The sequence below is a fragment of the Flavobacterium sp. CSZ genome (assembly GCF_015350725.1).
Taxonomy (GTDB): domain Bacteria; phylum Bacteroidota; class Bacteroidia; order Flavobacteriales; family Flavobacteriaceae; genus Flavobacterium.
This window is the reverse complement of record NZ_JADKPQ010000024.1, coordinates 74,467-98,299: the sequence shown is the minus strand read 5'-3', so window position 1 is coordinate 98,299 and position 23,833 is coordinate 74,467. Positions and strand designations below refer to the sequence as shown.

The window sequence follows — 23,833 nt, the reverse complement described above, 5'->3', positions numbered from 1 at the left end:
TTACGAATCATTTTATGTCCCAAACAAAATATTTTAGACTCAGCGTCATCTTATTTTTTATAATAAATAATTTGTTTTCTCAAAATACATTTGAAAACTATCAATTTCGGTTACTGAACAATGAGACTTCAAAGAGTGGTATTTATACCATTACACAAGATCAGTTTGGTATTATGTGGTATGGAACAAATGGTGCGGGTTTATATAAATATGATGGTATAAATTACCAAGCATACGAGCAAAATTCCAAGCTTAGTAATTCTATTAATAGCAACCTGATTTATGCTACTTACGTCGATAAAGACAACCGGTTGTGGGTTGGAACAGATGAAGGATTATGTCTTTACAATCGCAATTTAAATACTTTTGAAAGTATTGATATTCAAAAAAAAATAAAAAAGGAAACTGTTGTTTCTGTCAAAAGTATTATTGAAGACAATAATGGAAATCTTTATTTAGGGACATTTAATAGTGGCTTACTCAAACTCAATATAAAGTCGCGGGAAATCATTAAAATTAAGCCGGATGCTCCCACCACAAATTACCTTATTAACTGTCTGGTAAAAGATAAAAGAGGAATCATTTATTTGGGCACTAACTTTGGTTTAAAAGTAGTTGACCCAATAAAAAATGAGATTAAAAAAGTAACGATTGGCAAAGACAATGCATTGCTCTCAGGAACTATTATCTCTATGTTTTTTGACAGTGGTCAAAACTTATGGATTGGTAACGGATTTAAAGGTCTTCTTAAAGTAGATCTATATTCTAAGACAAAACAGGTTGTTTCTTATCCTATTACAAAAAAAAGAATTATGTCGATCCTGGCAACAGATGCCCAAACGATTCTCTGTGCTACAGAAAATGATGGTTTAATTGTTGTGAACGATCAGGGTGTTGTTCAAAAAAAATATGCAAACAATAAATTCAACATTCGTAGTTTAAGTTCAAATTCTGTCTGGTCATTATTTTTAGATAAAGAAAATAGAATTTGGCTGGGATATTATAACAAGGGTCTGGGAATCTTTGACAAAATAGACAGCAAGGTAAGTATCATAGAAAGTTTGCCAGGAAATCCCCAATCATTACAAAGCAGTTGCGTTACCAGTGTTGCAAAAGATCAGCAAGGCCAGTTATGGATTTCTATGGAAGGCGGTGGTGTCGATATTTACAATCCTAAAGACAAAAGCTTTAAACATATTAACAGATCTAATAGCAGCTTTTATTCTGGGTTAACCAATGATAATATCACCAATGTTTTTATTGATAAAAAGCAGAATATTTGGCTATCGAGCTGGAATGAAGGAGTTTTTGTTTTAAAAAAAGGAAGCAGGAACTTTATTAATTACAGCACAAAAAACACTCCTAATTTAACCTCAGACAATATTATGAGTATTGCTGAAGACTCAAAAGGTGTAATTTGGATAGGAACCTTTTCAAAAGGTCTGCATTACTATACCCCATCAGACGGTCAATTCCACAATTGTAATACTAAAGCCTTCCAAACAAATGGACTAACAAATTTAGACATCAGAAAGGTAATGGTAGATTCCGATGATGCGGTCTGGGTAGGTTCAACAACGGGTTTATATCAGGTTAAAACAAATGATTATATTTCTTTTTCAGTAACATCTTTTCGGGATAAAATGTCTGAAAAGTTCAAAAATCACAAAAGCACACATACCATTAATACTTTATATGAGTCCAAAAACAAAGAAATCTGGATTGGTACTGATGGCGCCGGATTATTCAACTACAATAAAAAAACAGATTCCCTCAAGTGGTATATCAACTTTGAAGGACTTCGTGAAAAATCAATTTCATCGATTGTAGAGTCTAATGATCACGAGATTTGGTTAAGCGGAAAAAAAGGCATCACAAAACTAAATTTAAAAAACAAAACTGCCATAAATTACTCCACCTATGATGGTTTACCGGGAAATGATTTTAATAACAATGCTGTTCTTAAAGATGAAAACGGATTACTCTATTTTGGAAGTTATGAAGGTTTAAACTACCTCAATCCTGCAAATTTAGTTAAAAGTAAAAAACAGCTTCCGATTTACCTCAGTGATCTGAAAATTTTCAATAAATCAGTTGGACCACTTGAAGAGAATTCACCTTTAATAAAAGTAATCTCTGAAACAAAAAAAATAATCCTCAAACATGATCAGTCTGTATTTACAATTGATTTTATTGCCATTAATTATTCTTTTCCGGCCAGAAATGAATTTGCCTATTATCTGGAAGGTTTCGAGGATTCGTGGAATTACGTTGGTAATAAACGCTCGGCAACTTACACAAACTTAACACCGGGCCACTATGTTTTTAAGGTTAAAGCAGCCGAAAAAAACGGAGTGTGGAGCCCACCATTAGAATTAAAAATAGAAGTTTTACCCCCGTGGTGGAAAACATCTTTTGCTTATCTCTTTTATGCCTTATTACTACTAGCTGCAGTTCATTTTGGCAATCAATATTATCAAAATCGTTTCAAACAAAAGCAAATCATACAATTTGAAAAGCAAAAGGCTATTCAAATTGAAAAGTTAAACAATAAAAAATTACAATTTTTCACCAATATCTCACATGAGTTTAGAACTCCGCTAACTTTAATTTTAAATCCATTAGCTGATATCATTAAAAATAATAGCCAGGATGTACCAGACACAGTATTAAATAAACTTCAGACTATTCATAAAAGTTCCGAAAGGCTTTCAAGATTAATCAACGAGTTAATGGATTTTAATCAACTGCAGTTTAATAAAATGACGCTTCAATTACAGCTCATTGATGTAATTGATTTTACAAAAGAAATCGTGAGTTATTTTGATGAAGAAGCAGTAAGTCGTGGAATTAAGCTTGTTTTTGAATCTGATAAAGCAGCATTAAAAGATTGGATAGATCCTAAAATGTTCGAAAAAATCATTTTTAATCTTATTTCTAATGCTTTTAAAGTGACCCCAGATAATGGGGAAATAAAAATCAAAATAGTGGTCAACGACGAATTAAGACATTTTCCGCTGATAAATTCAATTAGTACTAATTCTTACTTTAAGGTTATTGTTGAAGATACCGGAGCGGGATTAGACAAAAAAGACATCAAGCGAATCTTTGACCGTTTCTATCAGGTAAATAATTTAAATAAAGCATATTACGGAAGCACAGGAATAGGCCTGGAAGTTGTTCGTGGATTTGTAGAATTACATAAAGGAATAATAGAAGTAGAAAGCGAACTGGGCGTTGGCACAATTTTTAAACTATTATTTCCTACAGGAAAGGACTTTTTTAATAAAAACGAAATACTACTTGAAGAATTTAAAAAGGACAAAAAAGTAAGTTTTACACCTATTGAGGAAAAAGCACCGGTAACATCACAATATGACCAGGAAAAACAAGATCGGGTTCATACTATTTTGATAGTTGAAGACAATGTCGAATTGCGAAATTATTTAAAAAACGAACTCAGAAAAGAATATAAAGTTATAACGGCAGAAAACGGTCAGATTGGTTTAGAACTTGCCTTGCAAAAACTGCCTGATTTAATATTAACAGATGTAATTATGCCGGTTATGAACGGTTTAGAATTGTGTAAAAATATTAAAGCTGATTTAAAAACAAGCCATATTCCTTTAATGATGCTATCTGCAAAAGCATTAATTAAAGATAAATTAGAAGGGATTGACTCTGGCGCAGATTTGTATTTGAGTAAACCCTTTGATATGGATATTTTAAGATCCAGTTTGGTACAGCTCATTAACAGCAGGCAAATTATGTTTAATAAATTTTATAACGGAATCACTCCAAAAGCAAAAGAAAAAACAACCACTTTAGATAATGAATTCATAAAAAACATCCTGAATTACATTCATGAAAACATTAGCAAACCTGAGCTAAGTGTTGAAGTTTTGGCCTCGAAAGTATTTTTAAGCAGAAGCCAATTGTACCGAAAAATAAAAACACTAACCGGGGTAACCGTAAATGAATTTATACGTAACGTACGTTTAGAAAAAGCAAAAGAATTAATAGAACTCGGCAACGATACCATAACTGAGATTAGTTTTAAGGTGGGTTTTAGTTCTCCATCTTATTTCACAAAATGCTATAAAGAAAAATACGGCTACCTCCCTACTCACAACAACAAACAATAAAATTTTAAAGGAATCAAAGACGGTTTATACCGCTAACTTGTGGACACAAATATTATAAATGAATTTTAAACACAAATTTCACTAATTGAAACTAATTAATTTGATGAAATTCGTGTTTGTTTTGTACTTATGTCCAGACGGCAGGTTTCTACCGCCTTTTTTTTGCTTTATCAATAACTCAATAATCTGCTCTGTTTAAAGAATTTGAGTTTTATAAATTAATGCCGCGTCATTTAATTTAGAAACAATTATTAGTTTGATTTTTTGCACCGGATTAAATTTCATCTCTTAACAAATCATTAAATACATATAAATAGCTGTTATTTTTTAAACATAACAAAAAAATCATATATAAAAAATATTAATATTTTTTTTGACTTTACTGTTTTAAATCAACACAAAAACCAGAAATACGCCAATATTATAAACTTTATGCTACAAAATTTATATTTTTTGCATCATATTTAGTATGTGAATTTTATGTTAACATCATACTTTTGGATCTAACAAAAAACTTTTACTAACCATTAAAACACACTATTAAATATGGAATGAAAACCAAAATTATGCATTTAAAAAGTGCTGTTTTTTTGATTAAAATTTAGACCTCTCTTCTTAGTGGTAAATTCTAAAATTTAAAAATAAAAAATAGCCAATAAGCTTAAATCATGATTGTGATAATAATTAAACTTTACAACCAAACAACTATTTAAACTAATCAAAAAACCAATTAAAATGATGTTAAAATTAAAATTTGCAATAATTGCATTGCTAATAATTAGCAGTCAGAATTTAATGGCACAATCAAAGACGATACAGGGGGTGATTACTGATCCTTCGGGATTTCCTTTACCAGGTGCCAGCGTTAATGTAGAAGGTACAAAAAATAGCGCCTCAACAGATTTTGATGGTAAATACTCTTTAAAAGGAGTTAACCCTACAGATAAAATAACATATTCTTATGTCGGATTGATCTCGCAGACCATAACTCCTGGTAGCAGAACTACAATTGATGTTGTATTGGCACTATCCACCCAAAACTTAAATGAGGTTATTGTAGGTTACGGAACTCAAAAGAGAACAAAAGTAACCGGAGCAATTTCAACAGTGGGCGCAAAAGATATTGCCGCAGTGCCTATTACTAATGCAGAATCAGCCTTACAAGGAAGGGCTGCGGGTGTTACTGTTGTAAATGGCGCACCGGGTTCTAATCCTACAGTTACCATTCGTGGTTTGGCTACCATGGGAAACAGTGCTCCTTTATATGTAATTGATGGTGTTTTGACAGGTAATTTATCCGGATTAAGCCCTAATGATATAGAGTCAATGTCTGTTTTAAAAGATGCTTCGACAACGGCTTTATATGGTTCAAAAGCGTTCAATGGAGTAATTATGGTTACAACTAAAAAAGGAAAAAAGGGCCCTGGCCAACTAAATTTTAGCACTTACATAGGATCTCAGACCATTACCAAAAGATATGATGTCTTAAATACACAGCAATATCTTCAATATGCTAAAGATTTAGGAAGTGATTTAACGGCAAGAGCTGCTGAATTTGGAAATACAAACACCAATTGGCAAGACCAAATTTTTCAAAGTGGTTTGATGCAGGATTACAATTTGAGTTTCTCAAATGGTACAGAGACCTCTACGAGCCGTTATTCAGCCGAATATTTAAAGCAGGAAGGAGCTGTTATCAATACAGGTTTTGAACGCTACTCTTTTAGAGCCAATAATACACAGGATATTGGGAAACTTAAAGTAGGAAGCAATATTGGTGTGTCTTTTAGTACAATCAATCCAGAGCGTAGTTCGGGAGGAAGAACATTATTGGAACACGCTATTAAAATGGCACCTTATTTCCCTATTTACAATGGTGCAAGTTTAGGCGGGTATCAAGGGCCTAGTGCTATTGATGGTAATGATGCAGAGAATCCGGTACGTGTAGCAAATTTAGGATATCAAAAAATTAATAATTTATCCTTAATAGGAAATATCTACGCTGAGTTAGAAATTTACAAAGGGTTAAAATTCAGATCACAAGTTTCCTTAGATTATTATACAAGTAAGGATCATACTTTTGTTCCTAGTTTTCAGGATGGTTCTTATCATAAACAAGCATTTTCTACAACAAATGAAACAAATGGACAAGGTCAGACTATTGTTTTTGATAACAGCTTAACATATAAAACTACAATTGCAGGAAAACATAATCTTGAAGTATTAGGAGTTATTACTAAAATTGATGGAAAATCGCAAACTTTAGCAGCAGGAAGCCGTTACAGTATTTCGGATGAAATTGATCAGTTAAGATATAATGAAGGTAGTTTAGGTTCAGCCAATTATGTAGAAAAAAATATTGGTTATATCGCCCGTATCAATTATGATTATAATGATAAATACATACTTGCCGTTTCAGGACGTAGAGATGCTTCATCTCGTTTTGGAGCCAATAATCGCTGGGGTAACTTCTACTCAGTTGCCTTAGGGTGGAATATTGCTAAAGAAAGTTTTATGGAAAATTCTATTTTCAGCACATTGAAACTTAGAGCCAGTACCGGTACGACAGGAAATGACAGAATAGACAATTATCAGTACGCCGCTACATTACTTACGACTTATAATTATCCAATTAATGGAGGGAATGCACAAGGTGTTTCTATGGGAGTTGCTTCTAATCCTAACTTGAAATGGGAGTCTAAAAAGGACAGAAACATAGGTTTGGATTTTGGTTTGTTTGAAGATAAATTTACCGGATCTTTTGAATATTTTAATAATAAAAGCAGTGATATTCTTTTTGCTGTTCCGTTAGCTGCATCTTTAGGATCTGCCGGTGGAGGAACTCAGATTCAAAATGTTGCCGATGTGAAAGTAAGCGGATTTGAAATATCATTAGGTTATAATGACAGAAAAGGAGATTTTACATGGTCTGCCATAGCTAATTTAGGAACAAGTAAAAACGAAGTAACCGGCTTAGCGCCAGGAGTAACTAGTGTTTTAGGTGGTCCAGCAGCCAGAGCTGGACTTGAAAACTTCTCTAGACTGGAAGTAGGTCAGCCGTTATTCTATTTTTATGGATATCAAACCAATGGAATCTATCAAAATCAGGCAGAAGTAGATGCTGTTTTTGGACCAGGTCAGACTAATATAAAACCAGGTGATATTAGAATTGTAGATCGTGATGGCAATAAAATAATCAACTCAGATGACAAAACAAATATCGGGAATCCATATCCGGATTTTACTTATGGTTTAAACCTTACTGCAGCTTACAAAAATTTCGATTTTAACTGCTTTATATCAGGAGTTCAAGGGAATGATATTTTCAATGCAAATACTTTTGACCTAAAAGGAATGAATCGTTTATTTAATGCAAGTACCGATGTATTAGACAGAGCAATTGTCGTAAATGGCGTTGTCACAAATCCATCTGCTACTTTACCAAGAGCACAAGGTGCAGATATCAACTGGTCTTCTGCAAATCAACGTTATATTGAAGATGGATCCTATACAAGACTAAAAAATATAGCCGTTGGATACACATTTTCTGGCGATGCATTTAAGACTTATTTTTCAAAAATAAGATTCTATGTAAGCGGACAAAACTTAATTACAGTTACAAAATATAGCGGTTTAGACCCTGAGATCGCACGTGCAGACGCCAATGCAAATTCTGCAGGTATTGATTTAGGAAGATATCCACAGCCAAAATCTGTGATTTTTGGACTTGATGTTACATTTTAATATATAAAAGAAAATGAGAAAAATAAAATATATACTTATAGTTATGACAGGAGTTTTAACTATAACTTCATGTGACTCCGGTGAATTAGAATTAACTAATCCCAACACTTTAAGACCAGAAACCTTCTTTATAAATGAATCACAGGTGCAGTCATCTGTAAATGCATCTTATGCAAATCTGCAGACAAGAGGGCTTTATGGCAGAAATTTTTCTTTTGCAATGGATCTTATGGCTCAGGATGCTTTAGGAAACCCGCAGTTAGAAGGAAACAAAAAACCTTTTCAGGATTTTTCTTTTAATGCAGGAAATGATATTATTCAATATTATTGGGAATCCTGTTATAAAGGGATATCCAGAGCTAATTTTGTACTGGATAATGAGGCGAAAATAAATGCTCTTCCAAGTTCGAATTTTTCACAAGAGAAAAAGAACAAATATTTAGGAGAAGCTCATTTTTTAAGAGCCTATTATTATTTTCTGCTCGTGAAACGATTTGGAGATTTACCAATTTACAAAACAGGGACTATTATCGGCAAAGCTAGAAGTCCTAAGGCAGAAGTTTATGCCCTGATAGAAGAAGATCTTGTATTTGCGTCTAAAAATCTTTTACCAAGAGCAACAGAAGTACCAGGAAGAGTTAATAAAGAAGCAGCTTACGCCTATCTGGGAAAAGTATTGTTATACGAAAAAAAATACGATGAAGCGTTGGTTGCATTGAATAATGTTACAGGATTCAGTCTGGAGGATAAAGGCAGTTTTTACAACAACTTTATGGTAGAGACAGAACACGGTAAAGAATCAATTTTCGAGATTGAGTTTGATGAGAAAAATGGAACAGGTGATCAATGGGGGGCTGTTGGTGATAGCGAGGGAACTGGTTTTGAAGAGTCTACACTTAGAGGACAGGAATATGGGAACCTAAGCTGGTACAATGTGTATCCCTCAGACAATTTGTTAGATTCGTATGAGGCAGGAGATTTACGTTTTGGAGATTCTTTTTATGTACCAGGCTCAACCTATTTGAAAGGAACCAAGGTAATGCTGGCAAGTAATTTTACTACCTCTGCAGGTATTAGAAGAGCGGGCTGGAAAAAATATCAAAACTATTACGAAAGAGAGGATGAAGCGACACGCTCAAGTATTAACTTCAAAGTGATGCGCTATTCAGATGTATTGCTTATGAAAGCAGAATGCGAAAACCAAAGAGCAGGAGGTTCTCAAACGGCTGCTATAGCATATATCAAAGAAGTAAGGGACCGCGCAGGTTTAACAACTACTATTGCACCAACAAAAGATGCTGTTTTCACAGCAATTGTTCACGAACGTAAAGTAGAGTTTGCAGGTGAGCAAAGCCGTTTTGATGATATTATAAGATGGGGTATCGCTAGTACAGAATTAGCAGGTACTGGTTTTCAGGCTGGTAAAAGTGAGTTATGGCCAATACCAAACAGGGAAACATCTTCAAATCCAAATATAAAACCAAGCGATAATAATCCTGGTTATTAAGAAATTAAATTTTGGTAGTTTAAGTTAAGTTAGTAATTTTGATCAAACAGCGCATGAGAATGCGCTGTTTTTCATTATATTAAACTTCTGCTAGGCTATATTTAGAACTAATTCAACAGCAGCATTCCTCCATTACAAGGAATTGAAATTTCGATCTCATGGCTGTTTTTAAGCTTCATTGTTTTTACTTTTCCATTTAAATGTTCATCATCAAGGTAACATTTAAATGCTGTGCCAGAAGCAATCATTGGCAGCTTGATTTTTAGTTTTACCGTTTCTTTTTGAGCATTCACTCCAGCTATGTACCACTTTGTTCCTTTTCGGCGGGCAAGTACTACATATTTACCAGGATATCCCTCTAAAAAACGAACTTCATCCCAAGTCGTGGGTACTTCTTTCATAAAATCTATAGCCCAAGCGGGAGCATCAGTTAAATTATTTGGTGCCAATGCAAAATGCTGCACGCCACTTTGAAAAAGTACAGCAGCTGCCAGGGCAAATACGTCAGAAGTTATTCGTTTTGAACCTTTATTGGATACATTTTCACTATTATAAAATTGATTTAAGGCACTTCCTCCAAAGTCCATACTTCCTACTGTATTTCGAATAAAAGGATGTATCGAAGCATTCATAGCTTCGGTATCACAACTTTTTTGTCCAAAATGCAGATTTTCACTTGCCAGAACAGCTTCACTAGAAGCAAAATTTGGATACATACGCTCCCAGCCCCTTGGTAAGGTACAACCATGGAAAATGACCATTATTCCAAAATCATTAGCATCTGTGAGGATCTCTTCGTACAATTTCATGGTGACTTGTTTATCTCCCCCAAAAAAATCTACTTTAATTCCTTTTACACCAATACTTTTCATCCATGCCATTTCCTGACGACGCATTATGACATTGTCCATCATGCCTCGAGGTCCCTGAGGTGCGTCATTCCAATATCCGTTCGAGTTGTACCATAAATACAAACCAACACCTTTTGCTGCTCCATATTGGGCCAGTTCAGCTATTTTATCTTTTCCTATCTGGGTATCCCAAAGTGCATCAATTAAAATGGTCTGATATCCCATCGCCGCACTGAAATCTATATATTGTTTTTGCACCCCAAAAGTGGTATTGTTGTCCATTTTCATAATCCAGCTCCATGAACCTTTAGTATATTGGTATTCTTTAGAGGCTTTATATTTTGGTTGAACCAAATCAAAAGGGATAGTGGTTTCTACAACAGGAGCCAGAGTTTCTCCAACAGTAATGGTACGCCACGGCGTTTCACCAGCTAATGGTATGCCCGGAGCAGTTGTACCGTTTCCGTTGTTTTCTCCTTCCATTGGAAATCCTATCGTGTACAATCCTTTATCACGCCCCATTAACCTGCTGCCACAATAATTGCTGTCTACACCGGTTTCGGATACTAAAACCCATCCTTGATTATTTACTTTAAAAAGACATGGAAAGGTATATCCCTCTCCTATTCCGTTTTTGCCCATGGAATCATCTAGTGTATACGATGTTTCATAACTTGGCGCAGTTCTGGCAAATCCTGTCATGGGTTTACTTTGCGGGCAAAGAAATGTAGTGGTCCCTTCCGGTAAAACAAAACCAGATGCTTCCTGCTGCACCACACAGGAGCGGGCTTCTTTTTGAGGATAAACTTTATATTTAAAAGCTGCATTATTATTACTTACCCTAAAAATTATATCAATAGCCTCTTTCCCTTCTTTGGTAAAAGAAAATACAGCCTCGTTAGCTCTATATTGCACGCTTCTTTGTTTTATATTAGGAAGCTCATATGTTTCTTCAATCTTTTTTTGATCTGCACTGGCCTGCAGAATTAATCCTGTGGTAAAATCCCCAACATTTGTTTTTAAGCCAAGAGGAGAGTTTTTCAGGAATTTTTTTCCATTATATGAAACATTGTAAACCGGCATATTATTTTCGACAGCCAAAACTACTATGAGTTTTCCATCGGGGCTTTTTACCACTGATTGTGCATTTAATTTCAAAAAACTAAAGAGAAATAAACATAGAGCATATTTAAAATTCATAACTAATTATTGGTTATTTGGTTTATTAATTTATTTTTATCTGTAAAAAAGAATTACGTTATAATAATATGGAATTTTCACTTAACAGACTGCGAACTAAATTAGAGAAAAAAGATTCAGTTCTAAAATAAATTCTCAATCAATGCATTTCGATAATTGTGTTGTACAATGAGATTCCAATCTTCTTATTATTTATCTTTTGCCGCGCAATGATTTATTGAACAGTTACTGTAATCATTTTTAAATCTTTAGCATCTGAACTATTTCCATAATACACCTCATACATACCTGATGTTACCTTCATCCCTATAGTATTTGCATCATAAAATTCAAATGAAGAAGCTGGTAAATCTATCGTTATAAGTTGCTTTTCACCTGCTTTTAAATTGATTCTTTTAAATGCTTTGAGTGTTTTCAAAGGGCCATCAGTATCCTTTGCTTTTCTAACGTAAACCTGCACAATCTCTGTTCCGTCACGTTTACTAACGTTTTTTACAGGAAAGCTTAATTGTGTATTTTCATTTGGTTTTATATCCGTTTTACTCAATTTTGCCTCACCAATAGTAAATTTAGAATAGCTTAAGCCAAAACCAAACGCAAACAAAACATCTGTTGTATATCTATAGGTGCGCCCTTTCATTGAATAATTTTCAAAGTCTCCTAATTTATCTGAATTTTTGTAAAAGGAAACAGGTAGTTTTCCGGCAGGATTATAATCTCCAAAAAGAACGTCCGCAACAGCCTGACCTCCGGATTCGCCAGGATACCATGCCTGCAGAATGGCGTCACAGCTTTCCGTTTCAGGTGTCAATGCAATTGCAGAACCTGAGCAGTTTACAAAAATTACTTTTTTTCCTGCCGCTTTAAGTTCTTTTAAAAATTTTCTCTGAACCGCCGGAAGTTCAATATCAGTACGGTCACCGCCTTTAAATCCTGGGGAAGAAACAGGCATTTCTTCTCCTTCAAGCAAGGTAGAAAGCCCGCCTGCAAAAATAACGGTATCGATGCCTTTTAATTTTTGAATTAAAGAACTGAAATCAATGTCATATTCTTTTCCAAAATCAAATTCAAGATTAGCCTGCCAATTGTTTGACTGGGCAAAAAGGATTTCGATTTTATATTTTTTACCCGCTTGAACGACAAATGAAATATTTCCCGGAACAGTACGCCAATTGGTATATTTTGCAATTGATTTTCCATCAACCAGTAACTCAAAAACACCAGTAGCCCCTGTTTTAAAAACAAGCGTATCGTTTGCTTTTGCTGAAAACTCTGTTTCATATTTTGCTGAAAAACCTTCAAGCTTAACCCCTGAAGCAAATTCATGCTGACCGGCAGTAGTCATTTTAATAGGATTTAAAATCTGCTGGGTTATTACACTGTTGCCTTCCCTATTTGGATTATTCCAATAGGTTGCTTTCATTCCTTTTTTTCCTTCAAATGAAATTTGGTCAAAATAACTTTGATTTACTTTATCCTCGACTAAGTCGCATGCTTTATCGTAAAAGATTTTATTTTCCGGAATTTTTGACTCTATTCCATCTTTAATGGTGATTGTTTTAACGGGTGTTCCATTATAATTCCCCCACAACATGGGTTCATTATCAGCATTTGGACCTAATACTGCTATTTTATTTATTAATTTATTTAAAGGAAGAATATTGTTTTTGTTTTGTAAAAGCGTCATTGACTTTTGAGCCATTTCAAGTGCTAAGAGCTGATGCTCTTTGCTATTAAGAACCGATGCGGGAATTTGAGCCCACGGCACTATGGCATCATCATCCATTTCACCCAAATCAAAACGACCAACTAATACGCGAAGTAGACTCTTATCAATATCGGCTTCTTTTATGAGATCTTTAGCAACAGCTGCCGGCAGTTCTTTAAAGGGATATTTCTCCCAGACACATTCGACATCTGTTCCTGCAAGGACAGCTTTTGATGCAGCATGTACCGCATCTGATGAAACTTTGTGAGTCGTATAAAAATCAGTTACAGCGCCGCAATCTGAAACGACCAGGTATTTAAATCCCCACTCATCTCTTAAAATACGCTGCAATAATCTGGTGTTGCTGCAGCATGGTTCGTCGTCCAGGCGTTGATACGCGCACATCACCTGACGCACATCTGCATCCTGCACAAGTGCTTTAAATGCCGGCAGGTAAGTTTCGTACAATTCACGAGGATCTACATTATTCAAATTCAATTCGTGCCTGCTCCATTCTGGTCCTGAGTGAACAGCAAAATGTTTTGCGCAAGCTAAAAGTTTACGGTACTTGGCATCTGCCGAGCCCTGTAGCCCTTTGACAACTGAAATTCCCATCCGGGAAGTAAGATAAGGGTCTTCTCCGTAGGTTTCCTGTCCACGGCCCCAACGGGGATCCCTAAAAATATTGACATTAGGAGTCCAAACCGAAAGGCTTAAAAAACGTTTGTTTTCATTACCGTTTTTAATCCATTGATTATATTTTGCCCGAGCTTCATCTGATACGGCATCAAAAACACGATACAGTAACTGATCATCAAACGAAGCTGCCATACCTATGGGCTCTGGAAAAACAGTAACATTGTCATTATTGGCATAACCATGCAGCGCTTCACTCCACCAGTTAAATTTTTTAATTCCAAGTCTGGGGATCGCATCACTTTGATCACACATTAAGACTGCTTTTTCTTCAAGAGTTAATCGTGAAATTAAATCTTTTGCTCGCTCTGCTGAACTAAGCGAGGGATTCTTATAAGGATATTGCTGCGCGTTTACACTAAAAAAAGATAGTAAACTTATAATAAACAAATAACTAATTTTCATGATTATTCTATTTGAGTTAATATATTAATGCGTATTTTACTTTGGTTAAATCGTAAAGGAATTAATTCAAGTTGCTAGTTAAGAAAGTCTAGTCCCTACAGGACAAAAATTGACCTGAATATTGATTTCTACCAATATGTAATCTCTCCGAGATATTTTTTGTTACTCCGTTAGGAGTTAAATATTGGTAGAAGAATAATGAAATCTACCTCAAAAAATATCCCATAGGGACTAAACTTTTTTAGAGCCAACTTATTTACTGAATTGTTAATCTGGCAACTTGAACTAATTATTTTTTGAAATTTGATTTTCAATATGGAAATAATCGAAATCTACATAACCGCCAATATTTGTAGTTGCATAGTTGAACAACCCAAATCGATATCCCATAAAATGAGGAATTGTATAAGGAAGTTTTATTGCGTTTCCAATGCTGATCCATTTTTCACCATCTAGACTGTAAAAAAATCTTCCGGTATCTGCTTTATCTTTAAAATCACATGCTGCTTTGAAATAGATTTTATCCTGAACTAAAGAAATGCTTTCAACTTCACGCGGATTGCCTTTAACGGCATCAAGTATGACTATTTTTTTTGTACCATTTTCAACCTTTACCGCTATAAATCCATATTCTTTTTGCAATAACGAAAGTCCTGCAAAGTCGCCTTCTTTCATTTTAGATACCTCCACTAAGGTAGATGCGGAACATTCAGATCCAAAAGCTCTTTGTGTAAGGGTATTTTTAGCCTGCACAAAACTGCTGTCTTTCCGGCCTGTTTTCAATCTTAAATATCCTTTTCTTTCCCTAACAGACCACAGGGAGTTATCAGGATTGTGGTTCCATTGCCAGACCAAAGGCAAATCAGGATCATTTTTTTTTCTTGTAAAATCATCTGAGTTTACAATTCCCGGAATTAAACCTTTGCTTTGTGGTAAATCCAGATATTCTGGTACTTTATTATTTTTACCTAAAATGGGCCAGCCCTCCTTCCATTCCACAGGAACCAGATAAGGAATACGGCCTACACCTCCGGAATCTTTAAACAAATACGAAAACCATTTTCCGTCTGGTGTATCAATAAGCCCGCCTTGTGCAACTCCTAAATCCTGCAGACCTACTTTTCCTTCCCAAGGTCCTAAAATACTATCTGCCCTATGTATAATTACCGTTCGCATTGCGTCTTTTGGCCAGACGATATTAAAAAGATAATATTTCCCTTTGATTTTAAAAAGCTGTGAACCTTCAGATTGCAGCATAATATTGTTTCCTGCTGGCGCACTGGCATTTTCAATCAATACCTTTTTTGTTTCTTCTTTTACAGCGGATAAATCTGATTGTAATTCGACGATCTGCAATTTTCCCGCTCCCCAAACCATATACACTTTTCCGTTATCATCAAAAAAAATAGAATGATCGTGATAAGAAGTATTTAAAACGGTTCTTTTCCAAGGTCCTTTTTCTACATCTTTCGTAGAAAAAATATAGGTTTTACCAGTTGTTCCAGAGAAAGTGCTCACGTAATAGGTACCATTATGATAATTCAGACTACTCGCCCAGGAACCTCTTCCGTAATCGTTTTTTTCATTATCCAGATTTAGTTTATCATTATCATCTTCTAATGTTTGATAGGCATAATTAACGATTTTCCAATTCACTAAATCGTTAGATTTCATAATAGGAACGCCCGGATTCATGTGCATGGTTGTGCTGCTCATGTAATAAATATCGTTTACACGAATGATAGACATATCAGGAACATCAGCAAAAATAACTGGATTTTTCGCCTTGTTTTGTGCATAGTTACACAAAGTAAAAAGCGAAAAAAGACTAAAAACAACACTTCTAATTTTCATTTTATTTGGTATCATTTTTTAATCTTTTAAAATCCTGAATTGATGAAATTTTGGACTATTGCTTCCGTCATTAGATTTTATGGTAATGTTTACCTCTTCGATCTTTTCGACATTTAATCGGATGGTTTTATTTGCTGACGAAATAATGGGTACCGGTTTTTCGTTGATGAGAATCGTGATTTTATCCGTTTTAAAATCGGCTGTGCAAATGATATCCAAATATTTTCCAGCCTTGTTTTTATTCAATAACTGATAAGAAATATACGATTTGGTACTTCTCCAGGCTTTTGTCTCGTCGTAGCCAGAATCACTTTTTTCACCTTTATAACGATGATCTACTTCTGACTGCTGTTCGCCGCAATTAATTTTATCGATGGTTTTAGCTTCCAAAGCCAATGCCTCAATTTCCTGCTGTTTCAACAAAGCATGTTTTTCCTGATATTGCTCTTTGGTATAATTTTGAAAATACATTTGATAACGCGCGTCATGAATTTCAAAAAACGGCTGTAATTCTAACGAATCTAAACGGAAGTGCAAGTTTCCTAAATCCTTCAGTTTTGCGATATAAGCTGCTTTATCGCCTATGATTTCATAGGCTTGATCCAACGCATAATATTTACCGGATGCAACATGCCCCATTCGGCTGTCATTGGCAAATAATCCGTCTAAATCTTTGTTTGATGTTTTGGCAGCCAATACAATAGGTCCGTTTACAAAAGCGCTCCAATTGGAACGGTCGGGTAAATTCTCTAAATGTGTCGAAGTTTTGAAGCTAACGCAAATCTGATCTTCGGATTTCCATTTTCTGTTAAGGGTTACATAACTAGAGGGTTTTGCTTCTATTTTCTGAATTTTTCCATTAATTGAAATTTCAAAATTTTCAGCCCATTCCGGACAACGGATATTGATAGAAAATATTTTACTTTTCTTTAGTTTCAAAACAAAATTGGTGCTATTTTGGTATGGAAATTTAGTGCTTTGTTCGATGTAAATATCCTTTTCTTTCCAAGCTAAAACAGACGAAATAAAGAGATTTACAAAAACATCATTATCAGAATGGCTGTAAATTAATTCTCCATATTTAGAATGATTCTCGAGCCCTGAACCAACACAACACCACATACTGGTTTCCGGCTGCGAATACACGCGATAATGATTGGGTCTGATGGGCGTAAAATAAACAAAACCACCTTTTTCAGGATGCTGGCTCGAAAGAATATGATTGTAAAGTGTGCGTTCGTAAAAATCAAGATAACTTACATTGTTTTGGTCTAAAAATAAAGCTTTGCTTAAGCGCTCCATATTATAGGAATTACACGTTTCCGGCCCCTGATTTGATTTTAGCATGCCGCTAAAATCTTCGGTTGGATTAAAATGTTCCGCAAAACTATTTCCACCAAAAGCTACGCTGCGTTTTTGGGTAACATTTTCCCAAAAGAACTGCGCAGCATCTGTCCATTCTTTATTGCCGGAAAGTTTACCGATTTTCTCAAAACCAATCACTTTTGGTATTTGCGTATTGGCATGCAATCCTGTTAACTTATCTTCTTTTTTCTCGAGCGGATTTAAGATTGCTAAGTGGGAAACTTTCTTGGCCGTTTCCAGATATTTTTTGTCTTTGGTAATACTATACAAATCGGCAAAAGATTCGTTTATGCCACCATGTTCTGTCTTCAATATATTTTGAATCTGTTCCTCAGAAAGTGGACGAATTAATTCGATAAACCAGTCTCCCAGTTTTATTACAACCTCTTTTGCTATTTCATTTCCTGTATAATGATACGTATCGATTAAACCGGCAAAAAGTTTATGAATATTGTACAGCGGCACCCAGGTATTGTTTAATCCGAAATTACTTCCGTCGATATCTCCATTATGAATGCGGTCCCAAAAAACTTTTCCCTGCGGAATTCCGCCCACATAACCATTGCCGTTTTTTTGCTGACATTTCTCCAGTTCTGAGATCATATAGTCCAGCCGATTTTTAAGCTCCATATTTCCTGTAGAAGCATACATCATTGCCAATGCCGAAAGATAATGTCCGGCAATGTGGCCATCAAGTCCTATACTTTCCCAATTTCCGTAACGCTCTGCTTTTACGGGTATTCCGGATGCAATAAGATACGGCGCTAAAAGTCGGTCTGGATTGAGTGCTAAAATATATTTCAGATCGACATCCTGAGCATTTTTAAATGGCCCGTCTTTTAATCTTATTTCGCTTAAATCAAATGAATGCATTTGAGCTATAGCAGAAGATCCAATCAATAATCCCAGCAGACAATATGAAATTTTATATTTCAATAAAAGATTTCTCATAATATTTTTTTGTAATTAAAAGTCTTTTTTTTTTTATTAAAAAGACTTTTGCGAGTGTTTCATCAACCTGAAATTTTATCTTTTTATAAATTTTCTGCTTATTTTAGATGTACCATTGATTCCGTTAATAAAATAAACTCCGCCAGGCAGTGATTCTATTCTTATTTTGGTATTGCCATTTTTCAAAGTCCCCGAATTCATTAAAATGCCTTGAGCATTAAAAATTTTATAATCAAAATCAGAAGACATCTTATCGACAAAAATTTCCTCCAATGCAGGATTTGGATATAATTTGAAACCAACCTGATCCTCTAATGCATTTTCAACTGTGCTTAATGTGGTAAACTCCAAGGGAAGCATAGCGGCATTATATCCGCTTTTTTCACTTAAGTAAAAATGAAATGATGCAACTAGCGGTTCACTTCCCATTGTTACAGGATAAAATCCTGCCGTATTATTTACTGTCTTCAATATGTAACTTCCTGCAGGCGCCTTAACACCAATGTAAACCGGATTCATTTGATTAACAGTTAAGTCTTTTGGTGTTGAAACATTTCCGGTTCCACTAAAAATAAATGTACCTGAGCCACTCAATAAAACAGGTGTATTTGCCGGAATTGTACCCTGAATTCTATCGCAGGTGATTTTGGCAGATGAAGGCTGCATCGTATAGGCTATTACACCCTGCGGTATACTGGCTTCAAATGGAAGAACTAAAACATCAAAACCTGTAATAGTTTTGGTAAAAGATGCAGATATAGCTGAAAAAACAAAAGGAACATTAAAATCACCTCCCTGATCGATAAGATTTAGATTGTTACACGTTGTTCCTGATATTACATTATCGGCAGTGTTATTGGCAGTGACATAAAAAATACTATTTTTATTTGCCGATTTGACATGCCAATCCTGAGAGGAACTCATACCAGTGGTGTTTCTAAAATCTAATGATACATAGTTGGTGCTTTGCAATGCATCCATCAGAAGGCTGTCATCATCTGAATATATTCCTGCAAATTCGGCCGCTTTTTCATCAGCAATATTAAAATATACATCACCCAAATTTAAAGTAAGTACTGAACTGTAATTAGAATTTCGCAAGCCAATAATTCCCTTACATCCATCTGGGAGAACGGATTTAGAAATATCAAATGTCAAATCAAATTCAACCCCTGTTGGAAAATTAAATTTTCCATAATTTTTAGACTTTACTTCTCCATTGTCATTGATATAATACAGTGTTGTATTGTCAGTATTGGCTTGATTTGCAGTAGTAAAACTTTTAACATGCAGTATAAATTTATTGTAACGGTTGTCTAATTTCAAATATCCGTTAGAATCATTCATATTTGTACTTATCAGGGGGCTTGCGTTTGAAAACGTTACTGTTTTGCCACTAATCTGGTATGTTGTTCCAAATGTTGGACTTGTAACTGGTTGATTTTCAATTATACCGTAATGAACTTCTTTACTGCTCATTTGTGAAGGTACTCTATCCTTACTCTTTTCAAATGTCAATGTAATAAAACTCGAAGCTTCAATATTTATTACCGGACGAAATGTTTCAGTGAAACTTATGCTTGTATTCTGCATATCGATGCTCTGACTGGTAATTGTTTTAGTGCCTTTTACAGAATAAAATGGCAAATCTACAGTAAGATTATAGGTGTTTTGTGATGGATTAATTATGGTAAGAACAATTTTATCACCGGCCTCATTTATGTACGAAGACCCTTTGAGTTGTGCAGTAGCATCGCTCCATGTTGATTCTACACGAGTTGTCCCTGTAGTGAATTTGGCATATTGAGAAAGAATATAGCCCCTTTTGGTGATTTCTCCAGCCAATGTGCCGTTTGTTCCATCACCCATTAGTCCATAATATCGTTTAGCTGAATAGTGAATCCAGGCATTGACATTTCCCAGCAAGGCATCATTCACACTATTTGCGAAACTAAAAGCATCAATTCCCCAACTAAAATCACGAACCGTACCTGCAGAATTCCAGTTAATGAGATATTCTGTCATCCATATCTCTTTGTTGTAATTCTGAAATTGTTTGTATTTAGACTGAATGCCACCGTATTGATGAACTCCGTAGACTTCAAAGTTTAGCATGGTATCAGCATTCAAAAAAGCATTTGAAAAAGCATCTGAATAACCAACACTCTCTGGCGCAATAACTTTACAATTAATTAGATGACCGTAATTTTTAACAAAAGCAGCTATCTGTACAGGTGTCCATATACAGCCTTGATAGGTAGCCATTTCATCAGGCTCATTTTGAATTGAAATATAATCGAGTTCTACTCCATTATCACGAAGATAGGTTACATAACGATTGAGATACAAAGCATAATCCTCATAATGCTCCTCTTTCAGGTAGCCAATTTGCTGCACTCCATTTGCATCTGTATAAACTGCAACTTCGCTATTGTTTGTTTTCCATTCTGCAGGCATTGTCCATGGACTGGCAAAAATCTTTAATCCTAAATCATTTTTGGCTAATTTTGCAGTCGCAAGGGTTGAGGGCCAGTTATTCTCAGACGGAATATAAAGCCGCATAATGTTATAACCCGCTTCACTGTTTGTACCCCACATTTTTTTGATTTCATCTGTAGACATGTAATTATAACCAAATTGCGGACTGCATACAAACCCTCCAAAACCAGTAATTTTTTGATATGTTTTGTTTTTATCAATTTGTACTTTTGCATTTTGAGCACTTATCTTGACAGATGATGTAAATAAAACCGTAAACAATATTAAACTTAATTGGTATAATTTCCTCATATCCTTTATAGTATTAGTTAATAATAGTAATCGATTAAAAAATTAGAATTTATCGTGGTAAATAATTTCACTTTCCGGAGCTCCTAAATATGTTGTTTTTAATCCTCCTGTATCTATTAGAATTTTCTCCAGTACAATTCCGGGATCCAAAACCCTAAAACGCATTGTGTGTTTTCCTGCTTTCGAAATAGTATGCTTAGTCGACGAATGTATTAAATGCTCAGCCTGCCATTTTCCTAATTCTCCACGGTATTTTCCATTAAAATTTACAAGCTGCGGTTTTCCTCCATCAAATGAAATTTCATAACGGAGGCCTTTATTACTATTAAAATTAAGAGTTGGAGCCAGAAGCAATTCTACATTAAATTCACCTGTTGAGACAAAATCAATTTCGTACTCCACAAAAATATTCTCGTTTTGAGCAGGATACTTATTTTGTGGAAATGTTGTAATCCCACTTTTTGTTTTTCCAAAATCAGGAATCACTTCCCAATGGATTTTCTCGGAGTTATTTACTTTAGAAAAATCTTCGGCCTCAATAGAAACATAACCCTCTTTCTCTGCAAATACTTTTCTTTTAACCTGATCTTTTTCAGAAACATAACTAATTTCCGGTAAAATGTTTTTTGGAGTATCATGCCAAGCCTTATATCCAATTCGCATCTGATCCATAATATGGGTCCATTTTCCTCCGGAAATTTCATTGTTGTATTTGTTTTGAAGAATAGAATCCCTTTCAAAATAAACTTTTACTTTATCTGCATACGCGTTTGCCATACTATTTTTCTCTGCAGCGAGTTTTTTATTTTTGGCCTGTGCATAGTACATTTCATAAAGGTTGCTGCAAGCATCTATTGGGTATAAAACCAATTGAAAATAGGCATCTCTATATTCAGTTGGAATATCGTTATAAATTCGATACGCATCGAGTGCCAGATTTTCATAGTCATTTACCACCGTTTCAAATTCGTTATAATTCTCCAGACTGTAGGTTGTGCTGTCCAGCATTTCGGGCGTTACTCTTCGGTTGAATTTTGGATACGTGTTTAATAATCTTGCAATCTCTTTGGCGTGTTTTGTTCCGAATTGGTCAGCTGCCCATTTCTGGGTAAACTCAAAAAGATTTTGAGAATTGAATTTCTTAGGATTCCATGCCATATCTAAAAAGAAACTGATAGGAAATTCCATTGGTTTGAGATCCCCTACATTTACAATCCAGATTTTATCAACCCCGTGCGAATAAGTGAGATTCATCTGCTCCCAAACTCTCTGTATTGGACTTATGTTAATCCATTTTGAGTTTCTGGGACCTCCAACATAATCAAAATGATAATACATGCCGTAACCGCCTTTATGAAGCGGCTTGGTGAGATCAGGTAGTTTGCGTACATTTCCCCAGTTGTCATCACAAAACAGCAGCGTAACATCATCAGGAACACGCATTCCCTGATCATAATAATCCTGCACCTCTTTATACAAAGCCCAGACCTGCGGGGTTTTTTCAGGCTTTTTTTGGGTTACCTCAGCAATAATTTTGCGTTGTTCTTTTACGATATTCTCCAGCAAAGCAATGTTGGTTCCTTCGCTCATGGCTTCGTCGCCGTCTCCGCGCATTCCTACGGTTACGAGCTTTTCCCAGCTCTTACTGCGAACAATACCGCTTTTCCAGAATTGATCTAAAACTTCTTTATTTTTGGTGTAATCCCATATATTGGGAAGGTTATTTTTTTTAATGTAACGATGCCAGTCTGTCTGTGCCAGAGCCATCGGTTCGTGGTGCGATGTTCCCATGACAATTCCCATTTCGTTGGCAAGAGGTCCGCTGGCAGGATCATCATCATAAAAAGCACTCCCCCACATTGCAGGCCAGATATAATTGGCTTTTAGACGAAGCAGTAATTCAAAAACTTTTTCGTAAAACTTGCTGTTAAATCCGCCAAATGTAGCTTTCGACCAGCCGCTTAATGCAGGGGCTTCATCATTTAGAAAAATACCTCTGTATTTCACAGCAGGTTCGCCATCGGTGTAATTTCCTTTTACAAAATAAAGATTCTCTTTTTTCTTTACAGGTACATCAGCCCAGTAATACCAAGGTGAAACGCCAATTTGCCTGGATAATTCGTAAATGCCGTAAATTGTTCCGCGCTTGTCACTTCCGGCAATCACGATAGCTTCGTCTACTCCGGTAAATGGATTTTTAATGTTTGCAATGCTAAATTTTTCATTTTTGCCTTTGAGCTCTTTTGCGTCGATTTTTTTTGCTTTAACTAAATCATCAATAGCCGAATTGGTTCCAATTGTTCCAATAATAATTAGTGGCGATGATGAGTTTGGTTTCTGATTTAAGATTACTGGTTTTTCTCCCGTAACTTTTTCAAAATCAACTTGTAAATTAGTGATTGCACGCAAAATACCGGCATCAGTTCCATTACTGACAAGAAAGGATAAGGGTGAAGATTTCTCTTTTAGTATAACAACATTGTCTGCTTTTTGAGATGTAATAAACGACTGCGCTTTTAAAAAAGTACAACTAAAAACGATAAGAAATGTGAGGCTATATCTTGAAAATGTATTCATGAACTTTATTATTATGGAATTCAATTACTATTTTAAAATC

Annotated in this window: 9 protein-coding genes; 3 read left to right on the top strand and 6 right to left on the bottom strand. The window is 35.1% G+C overall.

Going from position 1 to position 23,833, the window contains the following annotated elements; genetic code table 11:
* Positions 1 to 71 precede the first annotated feature (71 nt).
* From IRZ78_RS22635 to IRZ78_RS22625, 3 genes are all read left to right on the top strand, one after another.
* Positions 72 to 4,145 (top strand): hybrid sensor histidine kinase/response regulator transcription factor, encoded by a 4,074-nt coding sequence (locus IRZ78_RS22635; protein ID WP_228520576.1) that lies wholly within the window; start codon positions 72 to 74, stop codon positions 4,143 to 4,145.
* 735 nt (positions 4,146 to 4,880) lie between these two features.
* Positions 4,881 to 7,889 carry a TonB-dependent receptor gene (locus IRZ78_RS22630; RefSeq protein ID WP_194619198.1) on the top strand — a complete coding sequence of 1,003 codons (3,009 nt, stop codon included), beginning with the start codon at positions 4,881 to 4,883 and terminating at the stop codon, positions 7,887 to 7,889.
* A 13-nt stretch (positions 7,890 to 7,902) separates the two neighbouring features.
* Positions 7,903 to 9,396: a RagB/SusD family nutrient uptake outer membrane protein gene (locus IRZ78_RS22625; RefSeq protein ID WP_194619196.1), complete on the top strand. Its 1,494-nt coding sequence runs from the start codon at positions 7,903 to 7,905 to the stop codon at positions 9,394 to 9,396.
* Positions 9,397 to 9,503: 107 nt separating this feature from the next.
* Here IRZ78_RS22625 and IRZ78_RS22620 read toward each other — a convergent pair whose 3' ends face one another.
* From IRZ78_RS22620 to IRZ78_RS22595, 6 genes are all read right to left on the bottom strand, one after another.
* Positions 9,504 to 11,384 carry a glycoside hydrolase family 97 catalytic domain-containing protein gene (locus tag IRZ78_RS22620; RefSeq protein ID WP_347349843.1) on the bottom strand — a complete coding sequence of 627 codons (1,881 nt, stop codon included), beginning with the start codon at positions 11,382 to 11,384 and terminating at the stop codon, positions 9,504 to 9,506.
* 277 nt (positions 11,385 to 11,661) lie between these two features.
* Entirely contained in the window at positions 11,662 to 14,256 is a 2,595-nt protein-coding gene (xyl3A, locus tag IRZ78_RS22615) for a xylan 1,4-beta-xylosidase (RefSeq protein ID WP_194619192.1), read from the bottom strand.
* A 285-nt stretch (positions 14,257 to 14,541) separates the two neighbouring features.
* Positions 14,542 to 16,125, bottom strand: a complete 1,584-nt coding sequence (locus IRZ78_RS22610) for a glycoside hydrolase 43 family protein (RefSeq protein ID WP_228520574.1) — start codon at positions 16,123 to 16,125, stop codon at positions 14,542 to 14,544.
* 3 nt (positions 16,126 to 16,128) lie between these two features.
* Complete coding sequence (locus IRZ78_RS22605) at positions 16,129 to 18,426, bottom strand: glycoside hydrolase family 127 protein (protein ID WP_194619190.1); 2,298 nt, start codon at positions 18,424 to 18,426, stop codon at positions 16,129 to 16,131.
* A 75-nt stretch (positions 18,427 to 18,501) separates the two neighbouring features.
* Complete coding sequence (locus tag IRZ78_RS22600; protein ID WP_194619189.1) at positions 18,502 to 21,216, bottom strand: T9SS type A sorting domain-containing protein; 2,715 nt, start codon at positions 21,214 to 21,216, stop codon at positions 18,502 to 18,504.
* Between the two features lie 42 nt (positions 21,217 to 21,258).
* Entirely contained in the window at positions 21,259 to 23,793 is a 2,535-nt protein-coding gene (locus IRZ78_RS22595; protein WP_194619179.1) for a glycosyl hydrolase 115 family protein, read from the bottom strand.
* Positions 23,794 to 23,833: the final 40 nt, after the last annotated feature.

What these genes read in the sequence shown, in the direction of transcription:
- IRZ78_RS22630 (WP_194619198.1), top strand. Translation starts at nt 4,881, where the DNA reads ATGATGTTAAAATTAAAATTTGCAATAATTGCATTGCTAATAATTAGC.
- IRZ78_RS22625 (WP_194619196.1), top strand. Translation starts at nt 7,903, where the DNA reads ATGAGAAAAATAAAATATATACTTATAGTTATGACAGGAGTTTTAACT.
- xyl3A (WP_194619192.1), bottom strand. Translation starts at nt 14,256, where the DNA reads ATGAAAATTAGTTATTTGTTTATTATAAGTTTACTATCTTTTTTTAGT.
- IRZ78_RS22610 (WP_228520574.1), bottom strand. Translation starts at nt 16,125, where the DNA reads ATGATACCAAATAAAATGAAAATTAGAAGTGTTGTTTTTAGTCTTTTT.
- IRZ78_RS22605 (WP_194619190.1), bottom strand. Translation starts at nt 18,426, where the DNA reads ATGAGAAATCTTTTATTGAAATATAAAATTTCATATTGTCTGCTGGGA.
- IRZ78_RS22600 (WP_194619189.1), bottom strand. Translation starts at nt 21,216, where the DNA reads ATGAGGAAATTATACCAATTAAGTTTAATATTGTTTACGGTTTTATTT.
- IRZ78_RS22595 (WP_194619179.1), bottom strand. Translation starts at nt 23,793, where the DNA reads ATGAATACATTTTCAAGATATAGCCTCACATTTCTTATCGTTTTTAGT.